Annotated in this window: 22 protein-coding genes; 11 read left to right on the top strand and 11 right to left on the bottom strand. The window is 72.6% G+C overall.

Translation table 11 applies throughout. From position 1 onward, the window contains the following. Window positions 1-60: 60 nt before the first annotated feature. The 3 genes from aroA (at window position 61) to bcp (ending at window position 3,025) form a co-directional block, all read left to right on the top strand. The gene (gene aroA / locus ABME02_RS11300) at window positions 61-1,431 is read left to right on the top strand and encodes a 3-phosphoshikimate 1-carboxyvinyltransferase (protein ID WP_353815426.1); all 1,371 of its coding nucleotides are present in this window, start codon (window positions 61-63) and stop codon (window positions 1,429-1,431) included. Then, window positions 1,428-2,468 carry a ribosome small subunit-dependent GTPase A gene (gene rsgA, locus ABME02_RS11295; protein ID WP_353815424.1) on the top strand — a complete coding sequence of 347 codons (1,041 nt, stop codon included), beginning with the start codon at window positions 1,428-1,430 and terminating at the stop codon, window positions 2,466-2,468. The genes aroA and rsgA overlap by 4 nt, the downstream gene beginning before the upstream one ends. Window positions 2,469-2,548: 80 nt before the next feature. Then, complete coding sequence (gene bcp, locus ABME02_RS11290; protein ID WP_353815423.1) at window positions 2,549-3,025, top strand: thioredoxin-dependent thiol peroxidase; 477 nt, start codon at window positions 2,549-2,551, stop codon at window positions 3,023-3,025. An 81-nt stretch (window positions 3,026-3,106) separates the two neighbouring features. Here bcp and ABME02_RS11285 read toward each other — a convergent pair whose 3' ends face one another. Next, window positions 3,107-3,520 (bottom strand): hypothetical protein, encoded by a 414-nt coding sequence (locus tag ABME02_RS11285; protein ID WP_353815422.1) that lies wholly within the window; start codon window positions 3,518-3,520, stop codon window positions 3,107-3,109. Window positions 3,521-3,716: 196 nt separating this feature from the next. Between ABME02_RS11285 and ABME02_RS11280 the strand changes: the two genes are divergently transcribed. Beyond that, window positions 3,717-3,965 carry a WhiB family transcriptional regulator gene (locus ABME02_RS11280; RefSeq protein WP_055859573.1) on the top strand — a complete coding sequence of 83 codons (249 nt, stop codon included), beginning with the start codon at window positions 3,717-3,719 and terminating at the stop codon, window positions 3,963-3,965. 142 nt (window positions 3,966-4,107) lie between these two features. Here ABME02_RS11280 and ABME02_RS11275 read toward each other — a convergent pair whose 3' ends face one another. Genes ABME02_RS11275 through ABME02_RS11265 form a run of 3 tightly spaced genes read right to left on the bottom strand, consistent with a single transcriptional unit; the run spans window position 4,108 to window position 7,532 of the window. Further along, the gene (locus tag ABME02_RS11275) at window positions 4,108-5,601 is read right to left on the bottom strand and encodes a sensor histidine kinase (protein ID WP_353815421.1); all 1,494 of its coding nucleotides are present in this window, start codon (window positions 5,599-5,601) and stop codon (window positions 4,108-4,110) included. Between the two features lie 30 nt (window positions 5,602-5,631). Continuing rightward, window positions 5,632-6,897, bottom strand: coding sequence for a CpaE/TadZ family protein (locus ABME02_RS11270; protein WP_353815420.1), 1,266 nt, complete (start codon window positions 6,895-6,897; stop codon window positions 5,632-5,634). Beyond that, a complete protein-coding gene (locus ABME02_RS11265; protein ID WP_353815419.1) occupies window positions 6,897-7,532 on the bottom strand; it encodes a hypothetical protein in 636 nt (211 codons plus the stop codon). Before ABME02_RS11265 ends, ABME02_RS11270 begins: the two co-directional genes overlap by 1 nt. Before the next feature lie 124 nt (window positions 7,533-7,656). On the opposite strand from ABME02_RS11265, the gene ABME02_RS11260 reads away from it, so the two are divergent. Beyond that, window positions 7,657-7,950 carry a helix-turn-helix domain-containing protein gene (locus ABME02_RS11260; protein WP_353815418.1) on the top strand — a complete coding sequence of 98 codons (294 nt, stop codon included), beginning with the start codon at window positions 7,657-7,659 and terminating at the stop codon, window positions 7,948-7,950. Between the two features lie 6 nt (window positions 7,951-7,956). On the opposite strand, the gene ABME02_RS11255 is transcribed toward ABME02_RS11260, so the two are convergent. Beyond that, window positions 7,957-8,541, bottom strand: a complete 585-nt coding sequence (locus ABME02_RS11255; RefSeq protein ID WP_353815417.1) for a hypothetical protein — start codon at window positions 8,539-8,541, stop codon at window positions 7,957-7,959. Window positions 8,542-8,716: 175 nt separating this feature from the next. On the opposite strand from ABME02_RS11255, the gene ABME02_RS11250 reads away from it, so the two are divergent. Both ABME02_RS11250 and ABME02_RS11245 read left to right on the top strand, forming a co-directional pair. Next, window positions 8,717-9,166 (top strand): Rv3235 family protein, encoded by a 450-nt coding sequence (locus tag ABME02_RS11250; protein ID WP_353815416.1) that lies wholly within the window; start codon window positions 8,717-8,719, stop codon window positions 9,164-9,166. A 47-nt stretch (window positions 9,167-9,213) separates the two neighbouring features. Beyond that, a complete protein-coding gene (locus tag ABME02_RS11245; RefSeq protein ID WP_353815414.1) occupies window positions 9,214-10,473 on the top strand; it encodes an adenylate/guanylate cyclase domain-containing protein in 1,260 nt (419 codons plus the stop codon). An 81-nt stretch (window positions 10,474-10,554) separates the two neighbouring features. Here ABME02_RS11245 and secA read toward each other — a convergent pair whose 3' ends face one another. The 6 genes from secA to mtrA form a co-directional block, all read right to left on the bottom strand. Next, entirely contained in the window at window positions 10,555-13,353 is a 2,799-nt protein-coding gene (secA, locus tag ABME02_RS11240) for a preprotein translocase subunit SecA (RefSeq protein ID WP_353815412.1), read from the bottom strand. A gap of 181 nt (window positions 13,354-13,534) precedes the next feature. After that, window positions 13,535-14,245, bottom strand: coding sequence for a ribosome hibernation-promoting factor, HPF/YfiA family (gene hpf, locus ABME02_RS11235; protein WP_155051917.1), 711 nt, complete (start codon window positions 14,243-14,245; stop codon window positions 13,535-13,537). A 105-nt stretch (window positions 14,246-14,350) separates the two neighbouring features. Next, the gene (locus ABME02_RS11230) at window positions 14,351-15,043 is read right to left on the bottom strand and encodes a ComF family protein (RefSeq protein WP_353815411.1); all 693 of its coding nucleotides are present in this window, start codon (window positions 15,041-15,043) and stop codon (window positions 14,351-14,353) included. Window positions 15,044-15,145: 102 nt separating this feature from the next. Further along, on the bottom strand, window positions 15,146-16,846 hold the full coding sequence (locus ABME02_RS11225; protein ID WP_353815410.1) for an LpqB family beta-propeller domain-containing protein: 1,701 nt from the start codon (window positions 16,844-16,846) through the stop codon (window positions 15,146-15,148). After that, window positions 16,839-18,509 carry an MtrAB system histidine kinase MtrB gene (gene mtrB / locus ABME02_RS11220; RefSeq protein WP_353815409.1) on the bottom strand — a complete coding sequence of 557 codons (1,671 nt, stop codon included), beginning with the start codon at window positions 18,507-18,509 and terminating at the stop codon, window positions 16,839-16,841. The genes ABME02_RS11225 and mtrB overlap by 8 nt, the downstream gene beginning before the upstream one ends. 13 nt (window positions 18,510-18,522) lie before the next feature. Continuing rightward, window positions 18,523-19,203: an MtrAB system response regulator MtrA gene (gene mtrA, locus ABME02_RS11215; protein WP_353815408.1), complete on the bottom strand. Its 681-nt coding sequence runs from the start codon at window positions 19,201-19,203 to the stop codon at window positions 18,523-18,525. Between the two features lie 138 nt (window positions 19,204-19,341). On the opposite strand from mtrA, the gene ABME02_RS11210 reads away from it, so the two are divergent. From ABME02_RS11210 to ABME02_RS11195, 4 genes are read left to right on the top strand one after another with little or no spacing between them, the layout of a single operon-like run. Beyond that, on the top strand, window positions 19,342-20,529 hold the full coding sequence (locus ABME02_RS11210; protein ID WP_353815407.1) for a DUF7847 domain-containing protein: 1,188 nt from the start codon (window positions 19,342-19,344) through the stop codon (window positions 20,527-20,529). After that, window positions 20,520-21,188, top strand: a complete 669-nt coding sequence (locus ABME02_RS11205; RefSeq protein ID WP_353815406.1) for a DUF4129 domain-containing protein — start codon at window positions 20,520-20,522, stop codon at window positions 21,186-21,188. Before ABME02_RS11210 ends, ABME02_RS11205 begins: the two co-directional genes overlap by 10 nt. After that, window positions 21,185-22,453 carry a DUF4350 domain-containing protein gene (locus ABME02_RS11200; RefSeq protein ID WP_353815405.1) on the top strand — a complete coding sequence of 423 codons (1,269 nt, stop codon included), beginning with the start codon at window positions 21,185-21,187 and terminating at the stop codon, window positions 22,451-22,453. Before ABME02_RS11205 ends, ABME02_RS11200 begins: the two co-directional genes overlap by 4 nt. Further along, a complete protein-coding gene (locus ABME02_RS11195; protein WP_353815404.1) occupies window positions 22,450-23,421 on the top strand; it encodes an AAA family ATPase in 972 nt (323 codons plus the stop codon). The genes ABME02_RS11200 and ABME02_RS11195 overlap by 4 nt, the downstream gene beginning before the upstream one ends.

Here is a 23,421-nt window from a genome sequence, read left to right as displayed (position 1 = left end):
GTACCGCGAGCGACACGCACCGACTCCTTCCTGCTCACCGGACGCTACTGTTGGTAACCGATGCAGATCTCGAGGTATTCCGCGCCGGAGTTCGATCCGTACGGCGACAACCGCCAGACCGAGACGGACGACGGATGGAACGCGCCCCCGGCATCGGCGCCGGTCTCGGCCACCGTGTCGCTGCCCGGGTCGAAGTCCCTCACGAACCGCGAGCTGGTCCTCGCGGCCCTCGCCGACGGGCCGTCGACGCTCCGCGCCCCACTGTGGTCGCGCGACAGCGAACTCATGGTCGACGGCCTCCGCGCACTCGGCGTCGGGTTCGAGCGGATGCCGGGCACCGGCGGGTTCGGCGACGACCTCCGCGTGACGCCGGCCGAGGAGCTGTTCGGCTCGACGACGATCGACTGCGGCCTCGCGGGCACGGTCATGCGCTTCCTGCCGGCCGTGGCGGCGCTCGCCCTCGGGCCGACGACGTTCGACGGCGACGCCTCGGCGTACCGCCGCCCGATGCGCGGGGTCATCGAGGGCCTGCGCGGCATCGGCGTCGACCTCGACGACGACGGCCGCTGGGCGCTGCCGTTCACGGTGCACGGCACCGGGCGCGTCGAGGGCGGCGAGCTCACGATCGACGCCTCGGCGTCGAGCCAGTTCGTCTCCGGGCTGCTGCTGTCGGCCCCCCGGTTCGAGCGCGGCCTCGACCTGACGCACGCCGGCGAGCGGCTGCCGAGCCTGCCGCACATCGAGATGACGATCGACACGCTCGCCCGACGCGGCGTCGAGGTCGAGCAGCCGTCGGTCGGCCGCTGGCGCGTGGCGCCCGGCCCGATCGGGGGGCGCGACGTCGACATCGAACCCGACCTCTCGAACGCCGCGCCCTTCCTCGTCGCCGCGCTCGTCGCCGGCGGCTCCGTGACGATCACGGGCTGGCCCGACGAGACGACCCAGGTCGGCGCGCAGCTCGCCGACCTCCTGCCCCGGTTCGGCGCCCGCGTCGAGCGGACGGGCGACCGGCTCACCGTGCACGCCCCGTCGCCGACCGCCGGCGGCGGCCGCGGCATCCGAGGCGTCGAACTCGACCTGTCAGAGGCGGGCGAGCTCGTCCCGAACCTCGTCGCGCTCGCGGCGTTCGCCGACGAGCCGAGCACCATCACCGGGATCGGGCACATCCGCCACCACGAGACCGACCGGCTCGCCGCCCTCGCAGCCGAGCTCAACGGCCTCGGCGGGCGCGTGGCCGAGCTCGACGACGGCCTGCGCATCGAGCCGGCCGACCTCCACGGCGGCCAGTGGAAGGCCTACGAGGACCACCGCATGGCGACGACGGGCGCCATCGTCGGGCTCGCGGTCGACGGGGTCGTCGTCGACGACATCGGCTCGACCTCGAAGACGCTCCCCCAGTTCACCGAGCTCTGGGAGCGGATGCTCGGATGAGCTGGTGGGACGCGGACGACGAGGACGAGGAGTACGAGGAGTACGACGAGGCCGACGTCCGGGTCCGTCCCAACCGACGCGGCAGTCGCCCCCGGACCAAGGTGCGCCCCGAACATGCCGACGCCGAGACGGGGTTCGTCCTCGGCGTCGACCGCGGGCGGTACAGCGTCCTGGTCGACGAGGGCGCGGACGACGAACGCGAGATCACCGCGGCCAGGGCGAGCGAGCTCCGGCGGAAGTCGGTGGTGACCGGCGACCGCGTCGACCTCGTGGGCGACACGTCGGGCGACGAGGGCACGCTCGCGCGCATCGTCCGCATCCGGGAGCGCACGACCCTCCTCCGCCGCAGCGCCGACGACACCGACGCAGTCGAGCGCGTCATCGTCGCGAACGCCGACCAGATGCTCATCGTCATCGCCGCCGCGAACCCCGAGCCGCGCGTGCGCCTCGTCGACCGCTACCTCGTCGCCGCGTACGACGCGGGCATCGCTCCCCTCGTGTGCGTCACGAAGACCGACCTCGCAGACCCCGGAGCCTTCCTGGCGAACTTCGCGGGCCTCGACCTGCCGGTCTTCCTCAGCCGCACCGACGACATGCCCCTCGGCGCGATCTCCGAACGCCTCGTCGGTCATCGCACGGTGTTCGTCGGCCACTCGGGCGTCGGCAAGTCGACCCTCGTGAATGCGCTCGTGCCCGACGCCAACCGCGCGACCGGGCACGTCAACGTCGTCACGGGTCGCGGGCGGCACACCTCGTCGTCGACGGTGTCGCTGCGGCTCGACCACGGGGGCCGCACCGGCTGGGTCATCGACACCCCGGGCGTGCGCTCCTTCGGGCTCGGCCACGTCGACCCCGCGAACATCCTCGGCGCGTTCGCCGACCTCGCCCGCATCGCGGAGGACTGCCCGCGCGGGTGCACGCACCTGCCCGACTCCCCAGACTGCGCCATCATCGAGGCGGTCGAGGCCGGGGAGCTCGGCGAGGCCGGGCGGGTTCGGCTCGACTCGCTCCAGCGGCTGCTCGCGACGTTCGCCTGACCCGGCCGTCGGCCGGGTCGGGCTCGCCCACCGCAGCCTCTGCGGCACGCCGCATCCGTCGCGCTGCCTACGATTGGGACATGACCGACGTACGACTCGCCTCCGGCGACCTCGCGCCCGACTTCACGCTCCCCGACCAGGACGGCTCCCCCGTCACCCTCTCCTCGTTCCGCGGGCAGCGGGTCGTGCTCTACTTCTACCCCGCCGCCATGACGCCGGGATGCACGACCGAGGCCTGCGACTTCCGCGACAGCCTGAACTCGTTCGCCGGCGCCGGCGTGCGCGTCGTGGGCGTCTCGAAGGACGAGGTGGGCAAGCTCAAGGAGTTCGCCGATCGAGACGGCCTGAACTTCCCGCTGCTCTCCGACACCGACCTCGCCGTCCAGCACGCGTACGGTGCGTGGGGCGAGAAGCAGCTCTACGGCAAGACGGTGACGGGTTCCATCCGCTCGACGTTCCTCATCGACGAGGAGGGCCGCATCGCCAAGCCCATGTACAACGTCAAGGCGACCGGGCACGTCGCCCGGATCCGCAAGGAGCTCGGCCTCGACGGCTGAGCCGACCCGAGCATCCCGCCTGGTGGGCGGTCGTCGCGCAGCGGCGGCCGCCCTCGGCGTCTCGGCCCGCGGACATCCGCGTCAGGCGGCCGGCGCGTCCTCTGGGCGGGCGTACAGGTCGCGAACCGGCGGCCAGAGCAGCAGGCCGATCACCGTGATCGCCGGGACGAGCAGCACCCAGCCGACATCGGCACGCGCGAAGAGGCCCTGGAATGCGCCGACGGCGATCGACAGCTGGAGCACCTGCCAGACGATCGCGGCCGCACGCGACCACGGCGCCCGGCGAACGGATGCCACCGCGATCGCCGTCACCCAGGCGGCGGCGATCGCGACCAGCACCACCAACGCGACCGCCGTCGCGAACGACGACGGCTGCAGCACGAGGAGGTCGACGATCAGCCACGCGAGGACCGCGAGGAGCGCTCCGGCCTCGGCGAAGAGCAGTGCGACGACGGTCACGAATGCGGCGCGCACGCCGCCCGCTTTCACAGGCATCTCCCGAAGACCACTCTTGATTCGCTTCCCTCGCTATGCGACCATTTATGAGGCCGAATTGATGCTCACAGGGACGTGAGCCGATCGTCTCCCACGATCCTACTTCCCGAGATTCGGCTTTCCCCCTGCAGCACCGCCGGTTCCCGGCTGCGCACGCGTGCGTCCGCTGCGAACCGATGAAACAAGGAGCATCTACATGGATTGGCGCGACAAAGCCGCCTGCCTCACCGCCGACCCGGAACTGTTCTTCCCCGTCGGCAACACCGGTCCGGCCGTCGACCAGATCGAGAAGGCCAAGGCGGTCTGCGCCCGATGCACCGTCACCGAGATCTGCCTGCAGTACGCCCTCGAGACCGGTCAGGACTCGGGCGTCTGGGGCGGACTCAGCGAGGATGAGCGCCGCGCCCTGAAGCGCCGCGCCGCCCGCGCACGTCGCGCCGGCTGACAGCCGGCGCGCACCGCGCGCCCGGGCTCCGACGACCCGAGGTCGTCCCCGACGGAGCCGAGCCCCCGCAGGTCGCGCACCTCCCCGCAGCACCCGGACCGGACGGCACCCGCGAACGCGCGGGTGCCGTCCGCATGTCCGTTCAGGCCTTCGTGATCCAGCGCAGCGGGACCTCGATCGTCACCTCGGTGCCGCTGCCGACGACCGTGTGCCAGTCGATCGTCCCGCCGAGCTCGCCCTGGATGAGCGTGCGGACGATCTGCGTGCCGAGTCCCTCGCCCACCTTGCCCTCGGGCAGGCCCGACCCGCTGTCGCGCACCTGGACGCTGAGCACGCTCTCGGAGCGGTTCGCGATGACCTCCACGTCGCCCTCCTGGCCCGCGAGGCCGTGCTCGACGGCATTCGTGACGAGTTCGGTGAGCGCGAGTGCGAGCGGCGTGGCGTACTCGCTCGGCAGGACGCCGAACGTGCCCGACTTCTTGGGGTGGGCGGTCGTGTTGTGCGCCGCCGCGACCTCGGCGACGAGCAGCAGTGCCCGGTCGAACACCTCGTCGAAGTCCACGTTCTGCGTGAGCCCCTCCGAGAGGGTGTCGTGCACGACCGCGATGGCACCGACGCGGCGCATCGCCTGCGTCAGCGCGTCGCGCGCCTCGTCGGAGTGGGTGCGACGGGCCTGGATCCGCAGGAGCGACGCGACCGTCTGGAGGTTGTTCTTGACGCGATGGTGGATCTCGCGGATGGTCGCGTCCTTGGTGATGAGTTCCTGCTCCTGGTGGCGCAGTTCGGTGACGTCCCGCGTGAGCACGATGGCGCCCGTCCGCTCGCCGCGGCGGCGGATCGGGATGGCGCGCAGCGAGACGGTGACGCCACGCGACTCGACGTCGGTGCGCCACGGGGCCCGACCCGTCACCACGAGCGGGAGCGACTCGTCGACGTCGAGCTTGCCGCTCAGCAGTCGGGTGGCGACATCGGCGAGCGACTGCCCCTCGAGCTCATCGTCGAAGCCCATGCGGTTGAACGCCGACAGGGCGTTGGGGCTCGCGAACGTCGTGACGCCGTCGACGTCGAGCCGGATCAGGCCGTCGGACGCACGGGGCGCGCCGCGGCGTGGGCCGGTCGGCGCGCCGAGGTCGGGGAAGTCGCCCGACGCGATCATCTGGAACAGCTCGTCGGCGCAGTCGTTGAACGTGAGCTCCTGGCGGCTCGGGGTCCGCGTCGACCCGAGGTTCGTGTGCCGGGTGATCACGGCGACCGGGTCGGGTGCCAGCGCCGTGCCCGTCACGGACAGGCGCCGCATCACCGGCACCGCGCGCACGCGCGTCGGCATCTCCTCGTACCAGTCGGGAGCCGACGACTCCTGGATCGTGCGCGTACCGAACGCCTCCGAGACGAGGTCCCGCCATTCGCTCCGGATGCCCTGCCCGACGAAGTCGCGGTAGAACAGCGTCGCCGCGCTCGACGGGCGGGAGTGCGCGACCGCGACGAAGCCGTCGTCGCCGGACGGCACCCACAGCACGATGTCGGCGAAGGCGAGGTCGGCGAGCAGCTGGAGGTCGCCGACGAGCATGTGCAGCCAATCGACGTCGGCCTGGCTGCTGCGCCCCTGGGCGAGGACGAGGTCACTGAGGGTCGACACGGGTCAAGCGTACCCACCCGAGCGGATGCCTCAGGCCGCGGCCGCCCGTCGACGCAGGGCTCCGAAGGCGGCACGCCCGCGGCGGTGTTCGACCGGCGGCGGGAGCAGCCGCTCGTCGACATAGGACCGGAGCGCGGCGCGGAGCGGCGAACGCGGCGCCGCGTCGCGCAGCGTGCGAGCGGTGAGGATCGCGGCATCCGTCGCCCGCCCGTCGTGCGGGAGCAGCGCGGCGTCGGCGAGCCCGGCGAAGCGGCGCAGGGTCTGCCGCACCTGTGCGTGGGCGTCGATGCCCAACGCGCTGGTGCGGACGCGGTTCACCACGACGTCGATGCGATCGGCGTCGACGTGCTCGACGAGCTCCGCGTGGCCGCGGAGGAGGCGTGACAGCCCGACCGGGTCGGCGAGCCCCACCGCCACGACGCGATCGGCGGCGGCGAGGGCCGAGAACGTCGCGGCATTGCGACGCGGCGCGAACGGATCGCTCGTGAGCTCCTCGTCGCGCTCGAGGCTGAAGCCGACGTCGACGACGACGTACTCGAAGCGCGCCCGCATGACCCGCAGGGCCTCGGCGACCCGCTCGTGCGAGAGCTCGGGCCATCGGCTCGGGCCGACCAGTCCGGTGAACACGTCGAAGGAGGCTCTCGGCGACGAGTAGCGCTGGGCGATGCGCTCGAGCTCGACCCGGTCGAGCGCACCCGACCCGGCGAGGCGGCACGCCGATGCGAACCCGGGGGCCTCGTCGAGCAGCCCCAGTGCGGGCGCGATCGCCCCGCCGTAGGGGTCGGCGTCGACGAGCGCCACGAGGTGCCCGGCGGCGGCCAGCTCGGAGGCGAGGCCGATCGCCGTCGTCGTGCGCCCCGGCGCCCCGGCCGGTCCCCACACTGCGACGACGCCGACGAGGTCGGAGCGCCGCGACGCGTCCGACTCGGTCGAGCCGTCGCCGAGCCGCGACGGGACCGGGGGCCCGCCCTGGAGCAGCACCTCGAGCTCCCCCGGTTCCGCATCGGCATCGAGCACCTCGAGCAGGCCGATGCGACCGGCCTCGGCCCGGTCGCGGTCCGTCGACGCGAGCGCGATCAGTCGGATTCCGCGTTCGTCGCAGGCGGCGAGGAGCTCGGCGTCGAACGTCGCGGGCCCGGCGCCGACCACCACGACATCGGGACCGAGCACGTCGAGGCAGTCCAGCACGTCGCGCCGACCGACCACGCGCGCGACGATGGTGTGCCCCGACTCGACGACGTGGGCGAGGAAGCGGTCCTCGACGGACGGATCGAGCGCGAGGGCGAGCCGCGCCATCAGCCGGCGCCCGTCACGGCGTCGGCCGGAACGAGGTCGACGGCGTCGCCCGATGCGAGGGCCTCCAGCATGGCGGCGGTCTTCGCTCGCGGGATCAGCAGCTCGACGCCCGGCCCGCCGCCGGCGACCATGCCGTCCGCCTCGAGGACCGCGGCGACCTCGGCGCCGGCCACGAGCACGACGGGGGGCTCGAAGGCGCCTCGCTCGAGCTCGCCGGCGGCCCACACGTCGACGATCGCACCCGGCGCGATCCCCCGTGCGAGCGGTCCGCGACTCGGCACGACGACGGTCGCGGTCCGGACCTCGTCTACTCCGGCGACGGATGCCGCGGGCACGAGTTCGCCGCCTCGCACCGTCCGCGTCACCACGAGCCCGTCGTCGGGGACGTCGGCGGGGACGAGGTACGCGCCGGCGAGGCCGCCGAGCCGCACGGACTCCACCCGGAGGTCGGCGAGCGTCACGCGCGACCCGGCGGTCACGGTCTCGGGCGCGACGAGCACCCGGGTGGTGTCGTCGAGCGCCTCCACCACGGCCCAGACGCCGACCGTCGAACCCGCGACGAGCACGAGGCCGAGGAGCAGCCTCGGATCGACCCGCCGTCGCTCGCGGGCCGATCGTGCCGGACGTTCCGCCATCACCGCTCCTCCCGTGGCCGCAGCCGGATCGGCGACCGTCATCCATCGTCGCCGAGTCCGAGAGGACGCCGTGAAGTTATCCACACGACACCCGGCCGGTGCGGCACGCGCCGATACTTGAGTGATGGTCCACCACGCTGCGGAGGAGCCGCTCGGCCGCTTCCTCACCATCGCCGACACGGCGGAGGTGCTCGCAGTCGACGTCGAGACCGTGCACGACCTCGTGATGTCCGGCGAGCTGCCGGCGATCCGCGTCGGCGACCGCGGCCCCTGGCGTGTCGAGCGGTCGCAGCTCGAGGTGTTCATCGAGCTGCGGTACGAGTCCACGCGACGCGAGGTGGCCTGGAACGAGGGCGAGTTCGCCAACGTGATCGAGTTCGCCGGAGTCCGTCCCGGCGGGCTCCGCCCGGTGGACTGAGCCGTCTCAGGTCGCCGCGGTCGCGACGACGACGGTGATCCGATCGAGCGGGACGAGTCGATATCCGCGGACGTCGCGCTCGCGACGCGGTGCACCGGGCTCGTGCACCGCAAGATCGAGGTGGTCGGCCGCCACCCGGTCGATGGTGCCGTGCACGCGTCCGTCGAGGGTTCGCAGTTCCACCGCCGCCCGACGCCGGCCGAGGTCGCGCAGCGCGAGCGCGAGGCCGATGCGTTCGACGATCCCGGCCGACCGCGGCTGCGCGGCGAGGCTCTCCCCCACCTGCCGACGGCTCGCGGTCACCGCCGCGATCGCCGCGATCGGGACGACGCACTGCGAGCCCGGGCCGACGGGGATGCCGCCGAGCCAGTCGCGACCGAACGTCGTCGGGCGCAGCTGCACGGCGGTCGCATCGACGAGCTCGATTCGCACGGCCCCGCCGTCGGCCGCGGACATCGCCGCGATGCGGTCGCGCAGCCCGAGCCGGCCGATCCGGACGCGCTCGGATTCGATCGCGAGCGAGCGCGCCTCCTCGAGCCGATCGTGGTCGAGCTGCGACTCGAGGTCGTCGAACAGCCGGTCCCACCGCATGCGCCGACGCTACCCGCGGTCGACGTGCGCCGACCGGGTTGTCCACAGGCGGCCGTTTTCCTTGACACCCGCACGCCGGCGCCCCTACCGTTCGATCTAGACCACCCGAACACCCCCGAAGAGGGGACACGTCGCGTCGGACCCCCGCCGTTCGCTTCGCCCTACTGGAGCCGTCATGACCGCACGCCAGCCCGGCGCGCCTCGCAGCGCCGCGACCCATGGGACGAGTGCCCGCCGCCTCGACCTCGACGACTACTTCGCGCGGCAGCGTGCAGGGCGGGCCGAGCTGCCCGACCCCGAACCGGTCCTGCGGAACCTCACGCACTGCGTGATCGAGGTGCTCGCCGGCGCGCGCGACCTGGAACAGCTCGCGCGATGGGTCACCGACGACGTGTACCGCAACCTCTCCAAGCGCGTCGTCCTCGCCGCGCGAGCGCGGCGGGTGAAGGGGCTCGTGCCGCAACGCCCCGCGTTCACGGTCGGCCGCGTGCACCTGAGCGAGCCCGCCGACGGGATCGTCGAGGCCGTCGTCATGGTGCACCAGCGGGCGAGGTCCCGCGCCGTCGCCATCCGCCTCGAGGGGCTCGACCAGCGCTGGCGGGCGAGCGTGATCAGCGTGCTGTGAGCGTGCGTCCCGCGCAACGCGCCGACCCGATCCAATAGGCTCATGCGATGGAGCCCCGCTCGGCGCCCGAGGGTCGCATCCCACGGCTGCTCGCGACCGTCGCATCCGTCGGCTTCTCGATCGAGGACGACGACGACCGCCGCGTCGAGAAGTCCGTCCTGACCTTCACCGCGGTGTTCACGGCGATCGTCGTGACCCCGTGGGCGATGTTCTACTACGCGATCGGGCGCCCCGCGGCGGCCTCCATCCCGACGTTCTACGTACTGATGACGGTCGTCGGGCTCCTCGTGCTCCGCCGACGGCACGACGATCGGTTCCTCCGCGCATCGCAGCTCGCGATGTTCCTGCTGCTGCCTCCGCTCGTGCACGTGGTGCTCGGCGGGTTCGTGCAGAGCAGCGCGGTCATCCTCTTCTCCCTCGCCGCGCCCGTCGGCGCCCTCTCCTTCACGCGAGCGTCGCGGCCCTGGATCGTGTTCGCCGTGTTCACGGCGATCGTGGTCGCACTCGTCCCGCTGGAACCCCTGCTTCGCGCGCTCGTGCCACCGCTCGACGCCACCGTCGTCACCGTGTTCTTCGCCGTGAACATCGTCTCGATCTCGACCATCATGTTCGTCGCGATGGCCTCGTACGTGAACTCGCGCGACCGACTGGCCGCCGCGCTGGCGGACGAGCGCGACCGCACCGACCGGCTCCTGCGCAACGTGCTCCCCGACGCGATCGCCGACCGGCTGATCGCCGGTGAACGGCCGATCGCCGACCGCTACGAACGGCTCGGGGTGCTCATCGCCGACATCGTCGACTTCACGAGCCTGTCCGAATCGGTGTCCGCCGACGACCTCGTGCACGACCTCAACGACCTGCTCCGCGACTTCGACGACCTCGCCGCGAGGAACGGCGTCACCAAGGTCAAGACGATCGGCGACGCCTACTTGGCGATCAGCGGGGGGCCGTCCGGAACCCCGGACCTCGCCGCGCTCGCCGACCTCGCGCTCGGCCTGCGGGAGGTCGCCGCGGCGCACGCGATCGGAGGGCGGACCGGGATCCGCCTTCGCGTCGGGATCGACGTCGGCCCCGCGGTCGCGGGCATCATCGGCGACTCGCGCTTCCTGTGGGACGTCTACGGCTCCACGGTGAACACCGCGAGCCGCATGCAGTCGACGGCGCCGCCCGGCATGATCCAGGTGAGCGACCGGGTCGGCGACGGGCTCGGGCCCGAGTACCTCGTCGTCGAGCGCGGCACCATCCAGGTCAAGGGACTCGGTCCTGTCCACACGTCGTTCCTCGAGGGTCGGAGCGCCGCGAGCTGACCCGCGCCGCGCGCGCCCCGCGCGGCGCGACGGTACGCGAGCGGCCCGGGTCGCCCCGGGCCGCTCGCGTGCGTCCGCTGGTCAGCGCCCCTTGCGCTCCTGCGCGCGCCGCTCCTGTCGGTTCATCGGGCCCGCGTCGCCCTCCTGCCGCTGGCCGAACGCGCCCCGGGCGGCCGGCGCCTGCGGCTGCCGCGGCTCACCGGACTGCTGGGCCACCGCACGACGGGCGCGCTGGGTCGCCGCCTGCTGGAGCTGGCCGCGCTGGTTGCGCACCTCGACGCCGCCCGAGTCGCTCGGCGCCGTGTAGCTGAGCTTCTCCTCGGGAGCGGTCGGGCGCTGGAGCCCCTTCGCCTCGATGCGCGGCCCGGCGACGCCGGTCTGCTGCCCGACCTCGACCTCGAGGTTGAACAGGAAGCCGATGGTCTCCTCGCGGATCGAGCCCATCATCTGCTGGAACATCGCGTAGCCCTCGCGCTGGTACTCCACGAGCGGATCGCGCTGCGCCATCGCGCGGAGGCCGATGCCGTCCTTCAGGTAGTCCATCTCGTAGAGGTGGTCGCGCCAGCGCCGGTCGATGACGGAGAGCACGACGCGGCGCTCGAGCTCGCGCATCGCGGGACTGCCGAGGTCCTGCTCGCGGCGCTCGTACGCGAGCTTGGCGTCGGAGAGGATCTCGCGCCGGACGAAGTCGCGGTTGACCCGCCCCTTCTCGCCGGCCTCGGCGACGACCTCGTCGATCGTGATGCCGATCGGGTAGAGGGTCTTGAGTTCGGCCCACAGCGCGTCGAAGTCCCATTCGTCCGGGCTGCCCGCCGCGGTGTGCTCGTCGAGGACCTCGTCGATGACCTGCTCGAGGAACGTCTGCACGCGGTCGTGCAGGTCGTCGCCCTCGAGGATGTGCCGGCGGTCGGAGTAGATCGCCTCGCGCTGGCGGTTCAGGACGTCGTCGTACTTCAGGACGTTCTTGCGGATCTCCGCGTTGCGGGCCTCGACCTGCGACTGCGCCGAGCGGATCGCGCGCGTGACGACCTTCGACTCGATCGCGACGTCGTCGGGGACGCCGCGCGACATGAGGCTCTCCGCCGCACCCGCGTTGAAGAGGCGCATGAGGTCGTCGGTGAGCGAGAGGTAGAAGCGGCTCTCGCCCGGGTCGCCCTGGCGGCCGGAACGGCCGCGCAGCTGGTTGTCGATGCGCCGCGACTCGTGGCGCTCGGTTCCGAGCACGTACAGTCCACCCGCGTCGAGGACCTTCTGCGACTCGCCGGAGGTCTCGGCCTTGATCCGCTCGAAGACGTCGTCCCAGGCCGCCTCGTACTCCTCCGGGGTGTCGACGGGGCTGAGGCCGCGTTCGTGCATCTTCTGCACGGCGATGAACTCGGCGTTGCCGCCGAGCATGATGTCGGTGCCGCGGCCGGCCATGTTCGTCGCCACGGTGACGGCGCCGTACCGGCCCGCCTGCGCGACGATCGCGGCCTCGCGAGCGTGGTTCTTCGCGTTCAGCACCTCGTGCCGCACGCCCTTCTTGGCGAGCAGGCGCGAGAGGTACTCGCTCTTCTCGACGCTCGTCGTGCCGACGAGGACGGGCTGGCCCTTCTTGTGCCGCTCGACGATGTCCTCTACGACCTGCGCGAACTTGGCCTCCTCGTTCTTGTAGACGAGGTCGGGCTGGTCGATGCGGACCATCGGCTTGTTGGTCGGGATCGCGACGACGCCGAGCTTGTACGTCGCCATGAACTCGGCCGCCTCGGTCTCGGCGGTGCCGGTCATGCCCGAGAGCTTGTCGTAGAGGCGGAAGTAGTTCTGGAGCGTGACGGTCGCGAGGGTCTGGTTCTCGGCCTTGACCTGCACGCCCTCCTTCGCCTCGATCGCCTGGTGGATGCCCTCGTTGTAGCGGCGGCCGACGAGAATGCGACCGGTGTGCTCGTCGACGATGAGCACCTCGCCGTTCATCACGACGTAGTCCTTGTCCTTCTTGAACAGCGCCTTCGCCTTGATGGAGTTGTTCAGGAACGAGATGAGCGGCGTGTTCGCAGACTCGTACAGGTTGTCGATACCGAGGTAGTCCTCGACCTTCTCGATGCCGGGCTCGAGCACGCCGACCGTGCGCTTCTTCTCGTCGACCTCGTAGTCCTCGCCGGGGACGAGCCGCTTGGCGAGGTTCGCGAACTCGGTGAACCACCGGTTCGCCTCGCCCGAGGCCGGTCCGGAGATGATGAGCGGGGTCCGCGCCTCGTCGATGAGGATCGAGTCGACCTCGTCGACGATCGCGAAGTAGTGACCGCGCTGCACCATGTCGGCCGCCTGCCACGCCATGTTGTCGCGCAGGTAGTCGAAGCCGAACTCGTTGTTCGTGCCGTACGTGATGTCGGCGGCGTACTGCTCGCGGCGCACGGCCGGCGTCTGGCCGGCGACGATGCAGCCGGTGGTCATGCCGAGGGCGCGGAAGACGCGGCCCATGAGCTCGGACTGGTAGCTCGCGAGGAAGTCGTTGACCGTGACGATGTGCACGCCCCGGCTCGTGAGCGCGTTGAGGTAGGCCGCGGTCGTCGCCACGAGCGTCTTGCCCTCACCGGTCTTCATCTCGGCGATGTTGCCGAGGTGGAGCGCGGCGCCGCCCATGAGCTGCACGTCGAAGTGGCGCAGGCCGAGGGTGCGGCGGCTCGCCTCGCGGACCGCGGCGAACGCCTCGGGCAGGAGGTCGTCGAGCGACTCGCCGTTGCCGTAGCGCTCACGGAGCTCGACGGTCTCGTGCTTGAGCTCCTCGTCGCTCAGCGCCCGGAAGTCGTCTTCGAGGGCGTTGATCGCGGCGGCGTAGTTCTCGAGCCGCTTGAGTGTGCGACCCTCGCCGACGCGGAGGACCTTTTCCAGAATCGAAGCCACGAACTGCTCTCCCGTTGTCGTTCAGGCGTGCGACGTCGGGGTGGGGCACCCGCGCACGCCGGAGGATCCGCCTTGCCGACGGTCATCATAGCCATGCTACTGGGCAGTGGACTGGGCGACGGCCCCGGGCACACGCGCGACGCGTGCCGCCCCGGGGCCGTCGCGGGTCGGTGGAGGCGGGTCAGGCGCTCGTGCGCGCGAGCCCGAGTGCTTCGGCCGCCTCGGCCTGGTCGGCCTGGGCGTGCTCGTCGAGGCCGATCACGCCGTAGTCCCAGCCCTTTCGGCGGTACACGACGCTCGGTCGATGGTTCTCCGAGTCGATGAAGAGGTAGAAGTCATGGCCGACGAGCTCCATGTGGTACAGGGCGTCGTCGACGGTCATCGGTGTCGCCGCGAAGACCTTGCGGCGGATCACCACGGGCGAGTAGTCCTCGTCCTCCTCGGCCGCGGGCTCCTCGCCCACGATCGGGATGTTGCCGGTGCGGACCTTCTCGAGGATCTCGACGTCCGCGGCCTGGACGCCCATGTCGGCGAAGCCGGCGTCGGTGGCCTCGCGGAGCGAGGTCGGGCGGCGGTTGCCGCCTCGGTGCACCTTGCGGCGGTCCTTGGCGCGGCGGATGCGCTCCAGGAGGCGCCCGAGCGCGACGTCGAGCGCCGCGTACTTGTCGGCCCCGTCGGCCTCGGCGCGGACCACCGGGCCCTTGCCGACGAGGGTGAGCTCGACCCGGTCGAGGCCGGAGGTGTTCCCGTTCTTCTCGTTGTGACGGCTGACCTTGATGTCGAGCGAGATTGCTCGTTCGGACAAGCTGGAGACCTTCTCGGCCTTCTCGGCCGCGTAGGCGCGGAATCGATCGGTGACTTCCAGGTTTCGTCCGACGATGTTCAGTTCCATGTCAACCTCCATCCACCGGCGTGTCACCCGGTTCTGAAGGGGTGGTGCGACCACGCCTGTCCTGACACCGTAGCCCCCGAGGTGACGGATGTCACGGGTCGATGCTCACGCGTCCGCATCCACTCGGCCGATTCGCAGGCGCGTGCGGGCGAGTACCGAGACGGCGTCCACCGAACCCCCGGCCTCGTGGATCGCGCGGACCGCGTCGGCGAGGGTCGACCCGGTCGTCACGACGTCGTCGACGAGCACGAAGCGTCGCCCGTCGAGCCGCCCCCGCGCCGCGAAGGACCCCTCGGCGTTGACCCGTCGTGCGTCGCGCCCGAGCGCGGCCTGGTCGGCGCGAGGGCCCGCGCGGAGCACCGGCGCGGATGCGAAGCCCGCGCGCCGGACGAGCAGCCGGACCGGATCGTACCCGCGGGCCCGCCGGGCCGCGGCGGTCGACGGCACCACCGCGACCTCGCGGGGCGACGCGTCGAGCTCGCCGACGGCCGCCGCGAGCGAGTGCCGGAGCGCCGAGCCGAGCGCCCGCGCGGCATCCGTCCTCCCGTCGTCCTTGAACGCGCGGATGGCGCGCGCCGCCGTCCCCTCGTACTCGAGCGCCGCCCACGTCGGGACGCCGGCTCGCCGGGGTTCCACGCGGACGGGACGCGCGGCGAGCGCCGCGCGGCATCCGTCGCAGAGCCCGCGGTCCGGTTCGCCGCACCCCGCGCACGCGACCGGGAGGAGCAGGCCGAGGGTGTCGAGCAGGGCCGCCCGGGCGGCGTGCACCGGGTCCGGGCGCATCACGGAACCGGTCACCCACGCAGCATGCCGCACGCGGCAGGATGCGCCCGTTCCCGGCGGAGCCGGACGACCGCGCGCCCAGCCCGTGGGGCGGTGGAGGACGGGTGCGCCCCCGAGTCAGTCGGTCTGCTGCGTGACGAGGAAGCGCAGGTCGCGGGCTTGGACCTGCCAGCCGACGCCCGCGCCGGTCGCGAGGTCGCCGTCCGAGGTGAGGATCCTGAGGTCGCGCAGGCTGTTCGCGCCGTCGACCTGGATGCCGAACGGCGGGCCGTCGCGGTAGTCCGCGGGCGTGCCGAGCTCCTGCACCGTCAGGCGGGTCTCCGACTCGGAGGTCCGCGTCAGGGTTCCGACCGAGCGGGAGTCCAGCCAGGCGACGTCGAGCGGCGTGCCGCCCGAGACGGCCAGCTCGAGGGTCACCGCGCCGAGCTCGACCGGGACGCCGTCGTCGCCCCGCACCACCGACGCCGCGACGAGGCGCGTGCGCGACCCGTCCACGAGCAGCGCCGCCATGCGGGTGCCGTCCCGGGACAGTTGGAGCGACACGATCCGGTCGACGCTCCAGGGGACGGCGATCTGGGCGCTCGATCCGTCCGACGCGAACCAGGCGAGCTCGTCGGGGGCGTCGCGCGGCACCGACCACACGGTCCCGTCCACGTCGAGCACGGGCGTGATGAGCCCGTCACGGGGGTCGAGGAGCACGGTCTCGGCGCCGGATCGCACGAGGTGGACGCCGTCCTCCGCGAGGACCGCCGCGGACGTCGCCCCGGAGCCGAGCGCCGCGCCCATCGGGCCGAGCGCCACGACCTGGTCGGACACGCCCTCGATGGCCGCCACCTGCTCGCCCGCCGAGGACAGGTATCCGAAGGCCTCGCCGTCGTAGACGGCCGGGCGGGAGTCCACGCGGAGCGTCCGCTCCGGCAGGTCCGACGTGTCCGGGGCGCTCAGCGGAACGCCGTTCAGCGTCAGCGACACGTCGTCGACGTTGCGGACGCCGAGGAGGCTCTGCTCCAGCTGGTACTGCATGAGCTGGATCGTCCGGATGTTGTCGAAGGCGGCGCCGCGCAGGTCGACCGTGGCCGTGCCGCCGGTGACCGGAACGGTCGACTGGCCCAGTTCGACGTCCTCGGGGAACGCGGATGCCACGCCGGGGTCGAGCCACTCGACAGGACCCTCGAGCAGGGCTCGGACGATGCTCGTCTGGAGCGAGTCGCGACCGGCGAACCAGCGCACGTCGGGCACGACGTACCGGAACTGCGGGTCGAAGTACGCGAGGCTGTAATCGCGGTAGACCAGCCCGAAGCTCGTCTCGTCGATGAGCACACCGGGCGGCGCGAACGAGATCCGCCATTGGCCGTCGACCTGCTCGAAGCGGTACTCGAGCTGCACCGGCTCGGTCGATCCGGCCGCGATGTACTGCCCGTTCTCGGCGAGGCTCGCCTGCGGAACGACCCGCATCCGGATCAGGTCGTCGCCGAGCTGCGTGAACGACCGGTCGGCGAGCACGTCGATCGACACCGCGGCATCCGACTCCCACTCGTCGCTGAAGTCCGGGGTCAGGAACTGGCGGGCGATCTCGTAGTTGCCGCTCGGGCTCGCGGCGGCGTCGATGAAGCCGTCGAGGATCTGCTGCTGGTTCGCGTCCTCGCGTGGCCCGCGCGGGAGGATGTCGACGTCGACCGCCTGCTCGGTCGACTCCGGGGCGCCCTGGTTCACGGCTCCGCTGGTGGGGATGGAGGCGCATCCGGCGAGCGCGGCGACGACCGTCGCCGCGGCGATCGCCAGGCGGACGAGGCGCGGTCGGACTGCGCGGTCAGGCATCGGAGGCCTCCTGGATCTGGGCGTCCCCGGCGACGAGGGATGCGCCGGCGTCCGGTCCGGACGCGTCGGGATCGGCGGGCTCGAGCGGGAGCGGCGGGACGACCGCGCCCTCGGGGTCGTGGACGCGGGGAAGGACGAGGCGGAAGACCGTGCCGCGCCCCTCGCGCGACCAGACGTCGAGCGTGCCGCCGTGCGCGACTGCGTCCTCGAGGGAGATCGCGAGCCCGAGGCCGGTGCCGCCGATCGTGCGGCGACGACTCGGGTCCGCCCGCCAGAACCGGTCGAACACGCGCTGTGCCGCCTCCTCGGACATCCCGAGCCCGTAGTCGCGCACCGAGAGCGCGACCGCCGTGGCGTTCGAGTCGACCGCGACGACGATCGGGCGTCCTTCCCCGTGCTCGATCGCGTTGCCGATCAGGTTGCGGACGATGCGGCGGATGCGGCGGGGATCGACCTCCGCGTCCAGGTGCCCCCCTGGTGCCTCGAGCCGGAGCTCGCTGCCGCGCTCGAGCGCGAGCGAGTGCATCGCCTCGATGGACTCGCTCGCGAGGTTGACGAGGTTGGTCGGCTCGGTCTCCAGCTCCACCGACCCGGCGTCGTACCGGCTGATCTCGAGCAGGTCGGCGAGCAGCGTCTCGAATCGCTCCGTCTGCGTCTTCAGGAGCTCCGCGGTCCGGGCGGTCGCGGGCGGGAAGTCGTCGCGCTGGCCGTACAGCACCTCGCCCGCGAGTCGAATGGTCGTGAGGGGCGTGCGCAGCTCGTGCGAGACGTCGCTCACGAACCGCTGCTGCATGACCGACAGCTCGGCGAGCTCGCGGATGCGCGCCTGGAGCGTGTCCGCCATGCCGTTGAACGATTCGGCGAGCGCGGCGAGTTCGTCCTCGCCCTTCGCGGGCAGCCGGACGCCGAGGTCGCCGGCGGCGAGTCGCCGGCTCGTCGCCGAGACCGCCTGGATCGGCTCGATGACCCAGCGCACGACGACGAGCGTGATCGCGCTGAGGAGCGCGATCAGCGCGATCGCCCCGATCGCGCCGGTGAGCTGCACGAAGGCGAGCGTCTGCGCGACGTCGGCCAGGTCGTACCCGATGTAGAGCTCGTACCGGCCGGCGCCGCCCGGCATGACGAGGTCGGTCCCGACGACGATGCCGGGGACGGCGGCGTCGCCGCCGTCCAACTCCACCGACTGCCAGTACTGGGTCTCCGGGTTCTCCTGCACGAGCTCGCGGAGTTCGGGTGAGATCTTCCCGGCCAGGTCGGGGCTCAGGAAGTCGGATGGTGCGATCGCGACGGGCGTCGTCCCCGGCGCTCGGAAGAGCGCGATGTCCGGACTCCCGGAGACGCCGATGACCGTCTCGATCGCGTCGTACGTGACGGCCTGCACGGTGGCGCGGTCGGCGGCATCGGAGGCGTCCAGGATGCCCTGCGCCGCCGACGCCGCGGTCGACGAGGACGCGAGGACGCGTTCGACCTGCTGCTGGAAGAGGTTCGAGGCGACCGTGAACGAGATGGTGAAGCCGATCACGAGGATCGCGAGGCTCGACAGGCCGAGCGTGATGAGGACGGTGCGGAACTGCAGCGACCGACGCCACAGGGTGCCGAAGCGTCGCGTCCGGCCGCGGAACCATCCGACGGCACGCTGCGCCGGAGTGGCCGCGGTGGTCATGGCGCGACCGGCCTCAGGTCGTGGCGCCGGCGCGATAGCCCACGCCTCGGACGGTCATCACGATCCGCGGGTTGTCGGGATCGTGCTCGACCTTGGCCCGCAGTCGCTGCACGTGGACGTTCACGAGCCGCGTGTCGGCCTTGTAGTGGTACCCCCACACCTGCTCGAGCAGCATCTCGCGCGTGAAGACCTGCTGAGGCTTCGAGGCGAGGGTCAGCAGGAGGTCGAACTCGAGCGGCGTGAGGTTGATCCGCTCGTCGCCGCGCCGGACCTCGTGGCCCGCCGCGTCGATCTCGAGGTCGCCGACCGAGATCGTGTCGACGACCGCCTCGGGTGCAGGGCGGAGCCTCGTGCGGATGCGGGCCACGAGCTCCTTCGGGTTGAAGGGCTTCACCATGTAGTCGTCGGCGCCCGACTCCAGGCCCTTGACGACGTCGGTCGTGTCGCTCTTGGCGGTCAGCATGATGATCGGCGTGCCGCTCTCGGCACGGATGCGCCCGCAGACCTCGATGCCGTCCATCCCCGGCAGCATGAGGTCGAGGAGCACGAGGTCGGGCTTGGCCTCGCGGAACGCCGCCACCGCACCTCCCCCGTCGGCGCAGAACACCGGGTCGAACCCCTCCGTGCGCAGCACGATGCCGATCATCTCGGCGAGGGCCGTGTCGTCGTCGACGACGAGTACGCGAGGCGTCATGCGTTCGTTCTCCGTGGGTTCCGGCGCACGGGCCGGTCGGCGGTCCAGTGGCACCAGCGTAGCCGTTCGAGGGATCGGGTCGGCCGTGGGCGGGCTGTGGCAGCATTGTGGGATCCCCCGGGAAGGAGCACGACGCACGTGTCGGATCAGCAGTGGCACCCGCCCACTCCCCCGGCGAGCTCCGGATACGGACCGCCCCCGCTCCCGCCGGGCGCCGCCGCGACGCCGCCCGCACCCGCGTACGCTCAGACGACGGCACCCGGGTACGGCGCGCCGACCGGCGGGTGGACGCCGCCGCCGAAGCCGGGCCTGCTGCCGCTCCGGCCGATGGGCTTCGGCACCCTGCTCTGGGCGCCGTTCAAGACCCTCCGGCGGAACCCCGCACCCGTGTTCGGCACCGGGCTCGTCGTGCAGCTCGCCTCCGTCGTCGCGACCGCCGCGGTCTTCGTGCCGTTCCTCGTCCTCGCCGTCGGCCGCATCGAGTCCTCCAGCGCCGAGGACCTCGACGCCGTCATGACGGGGACGATCGGATGGCTCGTCCTGCTCTCGCTCGTCCCGGTCGCCGTCGGCGTGGTGGCCGGCGCGTTCCTGCAGGGCGTCATGGTCGTCGAGGTCGCGAGCGGCACGCTCGGCCGACGGCTCGGGTTCGGCGCGCTGTGGAGGCGCGCGGCGGGCCGGATCGGCCCGCTCATCGGCTGGACGCTGCTGGTGGGCGGCATCGTGCTCGGGGCCGTCGTCCTGCTCGCCGCGCTCATCGTTATGACGGCCCTGATCGCGCCCGACCCGCTGACGGTCGTCGGCGTGGTGGTCGTGGTGCTGCTGCTCCTCGCCGGCATGGCGGTGCTGGGGGCCTGGCTCGGGACGAAGCTCGCACTCGTCCCGAGCGTCATCGTGCTCGAACGTGCGGGCATCGCGCAGTCGGTCCGACGATCGTGGGAGCTCACGACGGGCCACTTCTGGCGGACGTTCGGGCTGATACTGCTGGTCGGCCTCATCGTCTCGACCATCGCGCAGACCGTCGTGCAGGTGCCCATGCTCGGCGGCACGATCCTCGCCGTCATCCTCGACCCGACGGCCGGGGCGACCTACGAGGCGATCTCGATCGCATCGACCGTCGTCGGCACCGTCCTCTCGATCCTCGTCGGCGCGATCGTGGCCGTGGTCCAGGCCGCCCTGATCGCCGTCATCTACATCGACCTCAGGATGCGATCGGAGGGGCTCGACCTCGAACTCGAGCGGCACGTCGAGGAGCGCGAGGCGGGCCGGCCGGTGACGGATCCGTTCGTGCCGGCGCCGGCGGGTGACGCGGCCCCGACGTGGTCCTGACCCCACTCGCGCGGCTGGAGCCGCCGCTCGATCCCGATGCGCCGGAGGCGCGCCGCTGGGTCGTGGAGGAACTCGCCGACCCGGCGTACCGCGCGGCCGAGCCGACGCTCTTCGACCTCGCGGCGCAGGCGGTGCGCGACTGGATCGCGAGCCTCTTCAGCGGTGCGACGGGGCTGCCGGTCCCGACCCTGGCGCTCGTCGCGGTGCTCGTCGTCGTCGGCCTCGTCGGCCTCGGCCTGCTCGTCTTCGGCCTCCCGCGCCTGCGGCGTCGCACGCCGTCGGTGATCGCCCTGTTCGACGACGGCGACCTCCGCGATGCGGCGACGCTCCGCCGTGCTGCGGAGCGGGCCGCCGCATCGGGCGACTGGACGCTCGCGATCGAGGAGCGCTTCCGCGCCCTCGTGCGCGCCCTCGTCGAGCGGGAGCTCCTGCGCGTGCACCCCGGCACGACGGCGCACGGCATGGCCCGCGCGGCATCCGCGCCCTTCCCGACGCGGGGACCGGCACTCGAGCGCGCGGCCGACGCCTTCGACGGCGTCCGCTACCTCGGCCGACCCGGTGACGCGGGCGCGTACGCCGAGGTCACCGCGCTCGATGCCGAGCTCGGCGCGGCGCGGCCGCTCGCCGCTCCGACCGAGCCGGTCGGAGCCGGAGCGTGATCGGCGTCCGCGACGCCCGGCCCGGGCCGTCGACCGCCCGACCCGACCGCCCGGCCCGCGCGATCACGCCCGGCATCCGCGCGTCGCTCCGGCGCGGGCGCACGTGGATCGTCCTCACCGTCGTGCTCGTGATCGGCGCCCTCGTGCTGGTCGTGATCCAGGGCGCGGTGCGAGCGCCCGGCTCGCCGCTCGCCGCAGACAACCCGGCGCCCGTCGGCGGGCAGGCGCTGGCCCGCGTGCTCGCCGACCGGGGAGTCGAGGTCCGCCAGGTGCGCAGCCTCGACACGGCACTGGAGGCCGCGGCCGACGGAGCGACGGTCTTCCTGCACGACGACCTCGGCGTGCTCGATCGCGACCGGGTGCGAGAGCTCGCCGCCGCCGCCGAACGCATCGTGGTCGCGCGGCCGGACTTCGCCGCGCTCGAGGTGCTCGCCCCCGGCGTCCGACTCGCCGGCGCCGCCGAGGCCGCTCCCGCCGACGCCGCGTGCGACCTGCCGACCGCCGCTCGAGCCGGCGCGCTCTCCGACGGGCAGCGCCTCCTCACGATCGGCGATGACGCGGCGGCCTCCGGGTTCACGGGCTGCTTCCCGGAGGGCGACGGGGTCGCCGTGGTCGTCGGCACCGCCCCCGACGGCGCCGACGTCGCCCTGGTGGGCGCCACGACGCCGTTCGCGAACGACACGATCGACGAGGCCGGGAACGCGGCGCTCGCGATCGGCCTGCTCGGCGAGCGCGACGAGCTCGCCTGGTACCTGCCGGGCCCGGCCGACGCGGATGCCGCCGACGCGCCGACCCTCGCCGAGCTGACCCCGGGGTGGGTCAGTCCGGTCCTCGTCCTCCTCGTCGTGGTCACGATCGTCGCGGGCATCTGGCGGGGCCGGCGGTTCGGCCCGCTGGTCGTGGAGGACCTCCCCGTCCACGTCCCGGCCTCCGAGACCGGCCAGGGCCGGGCGCGCCTCTACGCGAGGGGCTCGGCCCGGCTGCGGTCGCTCGACCAGCTGCGCTTCGGCTCCATCCGACGACTGGCCGCCGTGCTCCGGCTTCCCGCATCGGCCGACGTCGACGTCGTCGTCGCGGCCGCCGCGAGCGCGACGGGTCGGCCCCCGGCATCCGTTCGCGCACTGCTCGTCGATGCCGTACCCGACGGCGATCGCGACCTGGTGGACCTCGCTCGCGACCTGGACGGGCTCGAACGCGCCGTGCACGCGGCGATCGCACCCGAACCGGCCCTCGAGGCCACCGACCCGACAGGAAGGCGACCATGACCGACCCGACCCCCGACGACGCGCAACTGCGCGGCGCGCTCGACCGTGTCCGCACCGAGGTGGGCAAGGCGGTCGTCGGCCAGGACGGCGCCGTGACCGGCCTCATCATCGCGCTGCTCGCCGACGGGCACGTGCTGCTCGAGGGCGTCCCCGGCGTCGCGAAGACGCTGCTCGTGCGGACCCTCAGCAGGACGCTGCGCCTCGAGACGCGGCGGGTGCAGTTCACGCCCGACCTCATGCCCGGCGACGTCACGGGATCGCTCGCATACGACCCGCGATCGGGCGAGTTCGCCTTCCGCGAGGGACCGGTGTTCACGAACCTGCTCCTCGCCGACGAGATCAACCGCACGCCGCCGAAGACGCAGTCGGCGCTCCTCGAGGCCATGGAGGAACGGCAGGTCTCCATCGACGGGGTGACGAGGCCGCTGCCCGTCCCCTTCCTCGTCGCCGCGACGCAGAACCCGATCGAGTACGAGGGCACCTACGCGCTCCCGGAGGCCCAGCTCGACCGGTTCCTGCTGAAGGTCGTGCTCGACGTGCCGGAGCGCGACGCCGAGGTCGCCATGCTCCGCCGCCATGCCGACGGCTTCGACCCGCACGACCTGGCCGCGGCGGGCGTCGAGCCCGTCCTCGGCGCCGCGGAGCTGCTCGCCGCGCGTGCCGCCGCCCGCCGCGTCGGCGTCGCGGACGACGTCCTCGCCTACGTCGTCGACCTCGCCCGCGCAACCCGCCGGAGTCCGTCGATGCGCCTCGGCGTCAGCCCGCGAGCCGTCGCGGGGCTCCTCGCCACCGCGAAGGCCTGGGCGTGGATGACGGGGGTCGAGAAGGTCACGCCCGATCACGTCCAGGCCATGCTGCTGCCCGCGTGGCGCCACCGGGTGCAGCTGCGGCCCGAGGCCGAGCTCGAGGGCGTGTCCGTCGACCAGGTGCTGCGATCGGTCGTGCAGCAGGTCCAGGTCCCGCTCTGA

It is taken from the genome of Agromyces zhanjiangensis (genome assembly GCF_040496055.1).
Lineage (GTDB): Bacteria > Actinomycetota > Actinomycetes > Actinomycetales > Microbacteriaceae > Agromyces > Agromyces zhanjiangensis.
This window is presented reverse-complemented; position numbering and strand designations above follow the sequence as displayed.

Coding starts and splice junctions, on each gene's coding strand:
- ABME02_RS11265 (WP_353815419.1), bottom strand. CDS start 7,532: ATGGCGGAACGTCCGGCACGATCGGCCCGCGAGCGACGGCGGGTCGAT.
- mtrA (WP_353815408.1), bottom strand. CDS start 19,203: ATGACGCCTCGCGTACTCGTCGTCGACGACGACACGGCCCTCGCCGAG.
- aroA (WP_353815426.1), top strand. CDS start 61: ATGCAGATCTCGAGGTATTCCGCGCCGGAGTTCGATCCGTACGGCGAC.
- ABME02_RS11280 (WP_055859573.1), top strand. CDS start 3,717: ATGGATTGGCGCGACAAAGCCGCCTGCCTCACCGCCGACCCGGAACTG.
- ABME02_RS11225 (WP_353815410.1), bottom strand. CDS start 16,846: ATGCCTGACCGCGCAGTCCGACCGCGCCTCGTCCGCCTGGCGATCGCC.
- ABME02_RS11255 (WP_353815417.1), bottom strand. CDS start 8,541: ATGCGGTGGGACCGGCTGTTCGACGACCTCGAGTCGCAGCTCGACCAC.
- ABME02_RS11250 (WP_353815416.1), top strand. CDS start 8,717: ATGACCGCACGCCAGCCCGGCGCGCCTCGCAGCGCCGCGACCCATGGG.
- mtrB (WP_353815409.1), bottom strand. CDS start 18,509: ATGACCACCGCGGCCACTCCGGCGCAGCGTGCCGTCGGATGGTTCCGC.
- ABME02_RS11260 (WP_353815418.1), top strand. CDS start 7,657: ATGGTCCACCACGCTGCGGAGGAGCCGCTCGGCCGCTTCCTCACCATC.
- ABME02_RS11285 (WP_353815422.1), bottom strand. CDS start 3,520: ATGCCTGTGAAAGCGGGCGGCGTGCGCGCCGCATTCGTGACCGTCGTC.
- bcp (WP_353815423.1), top strand. CDS start 2,549: ATGACCGACGTACGACTCGCCTCCGGCGACCTCGCGCCCGACTTCACG.
- ABME02_RS11270 (WP_353815420.1), bottom strand. CDS start 6,897: ATGGCGCGGCTCGCCCTCGCGCTCGATCCGTCCGTCGAGGACCGCTTC.
- hpf (WP_155051917.1), bottom strand. CDS start 14,245: ATGGAACTGAACATCGTCGGACGAAACCTGGAAGTCACCGATCGATTC.
- ABME02_RS11245 (WP_353815414.1), top strand. CDS start 9,214: ATGGAGCCCCGCTCGGCGCCCGAGGGTCGCATCCCACGGCTGCTCGCG.
- ABME02_RS11195 (WP_353815404.1), top strand. CDS start 22,450: ATGACCGACCCGACCCCCGACGACGCGCAACTGCGCGGCGCGCTCGAC.
- rsgA (WP_353815424.1), top strand. CDS start 1,428: ATGAGCTGGTGGGACGCGGACGACGAGGACGAGGAGTACGAGGAGTAC.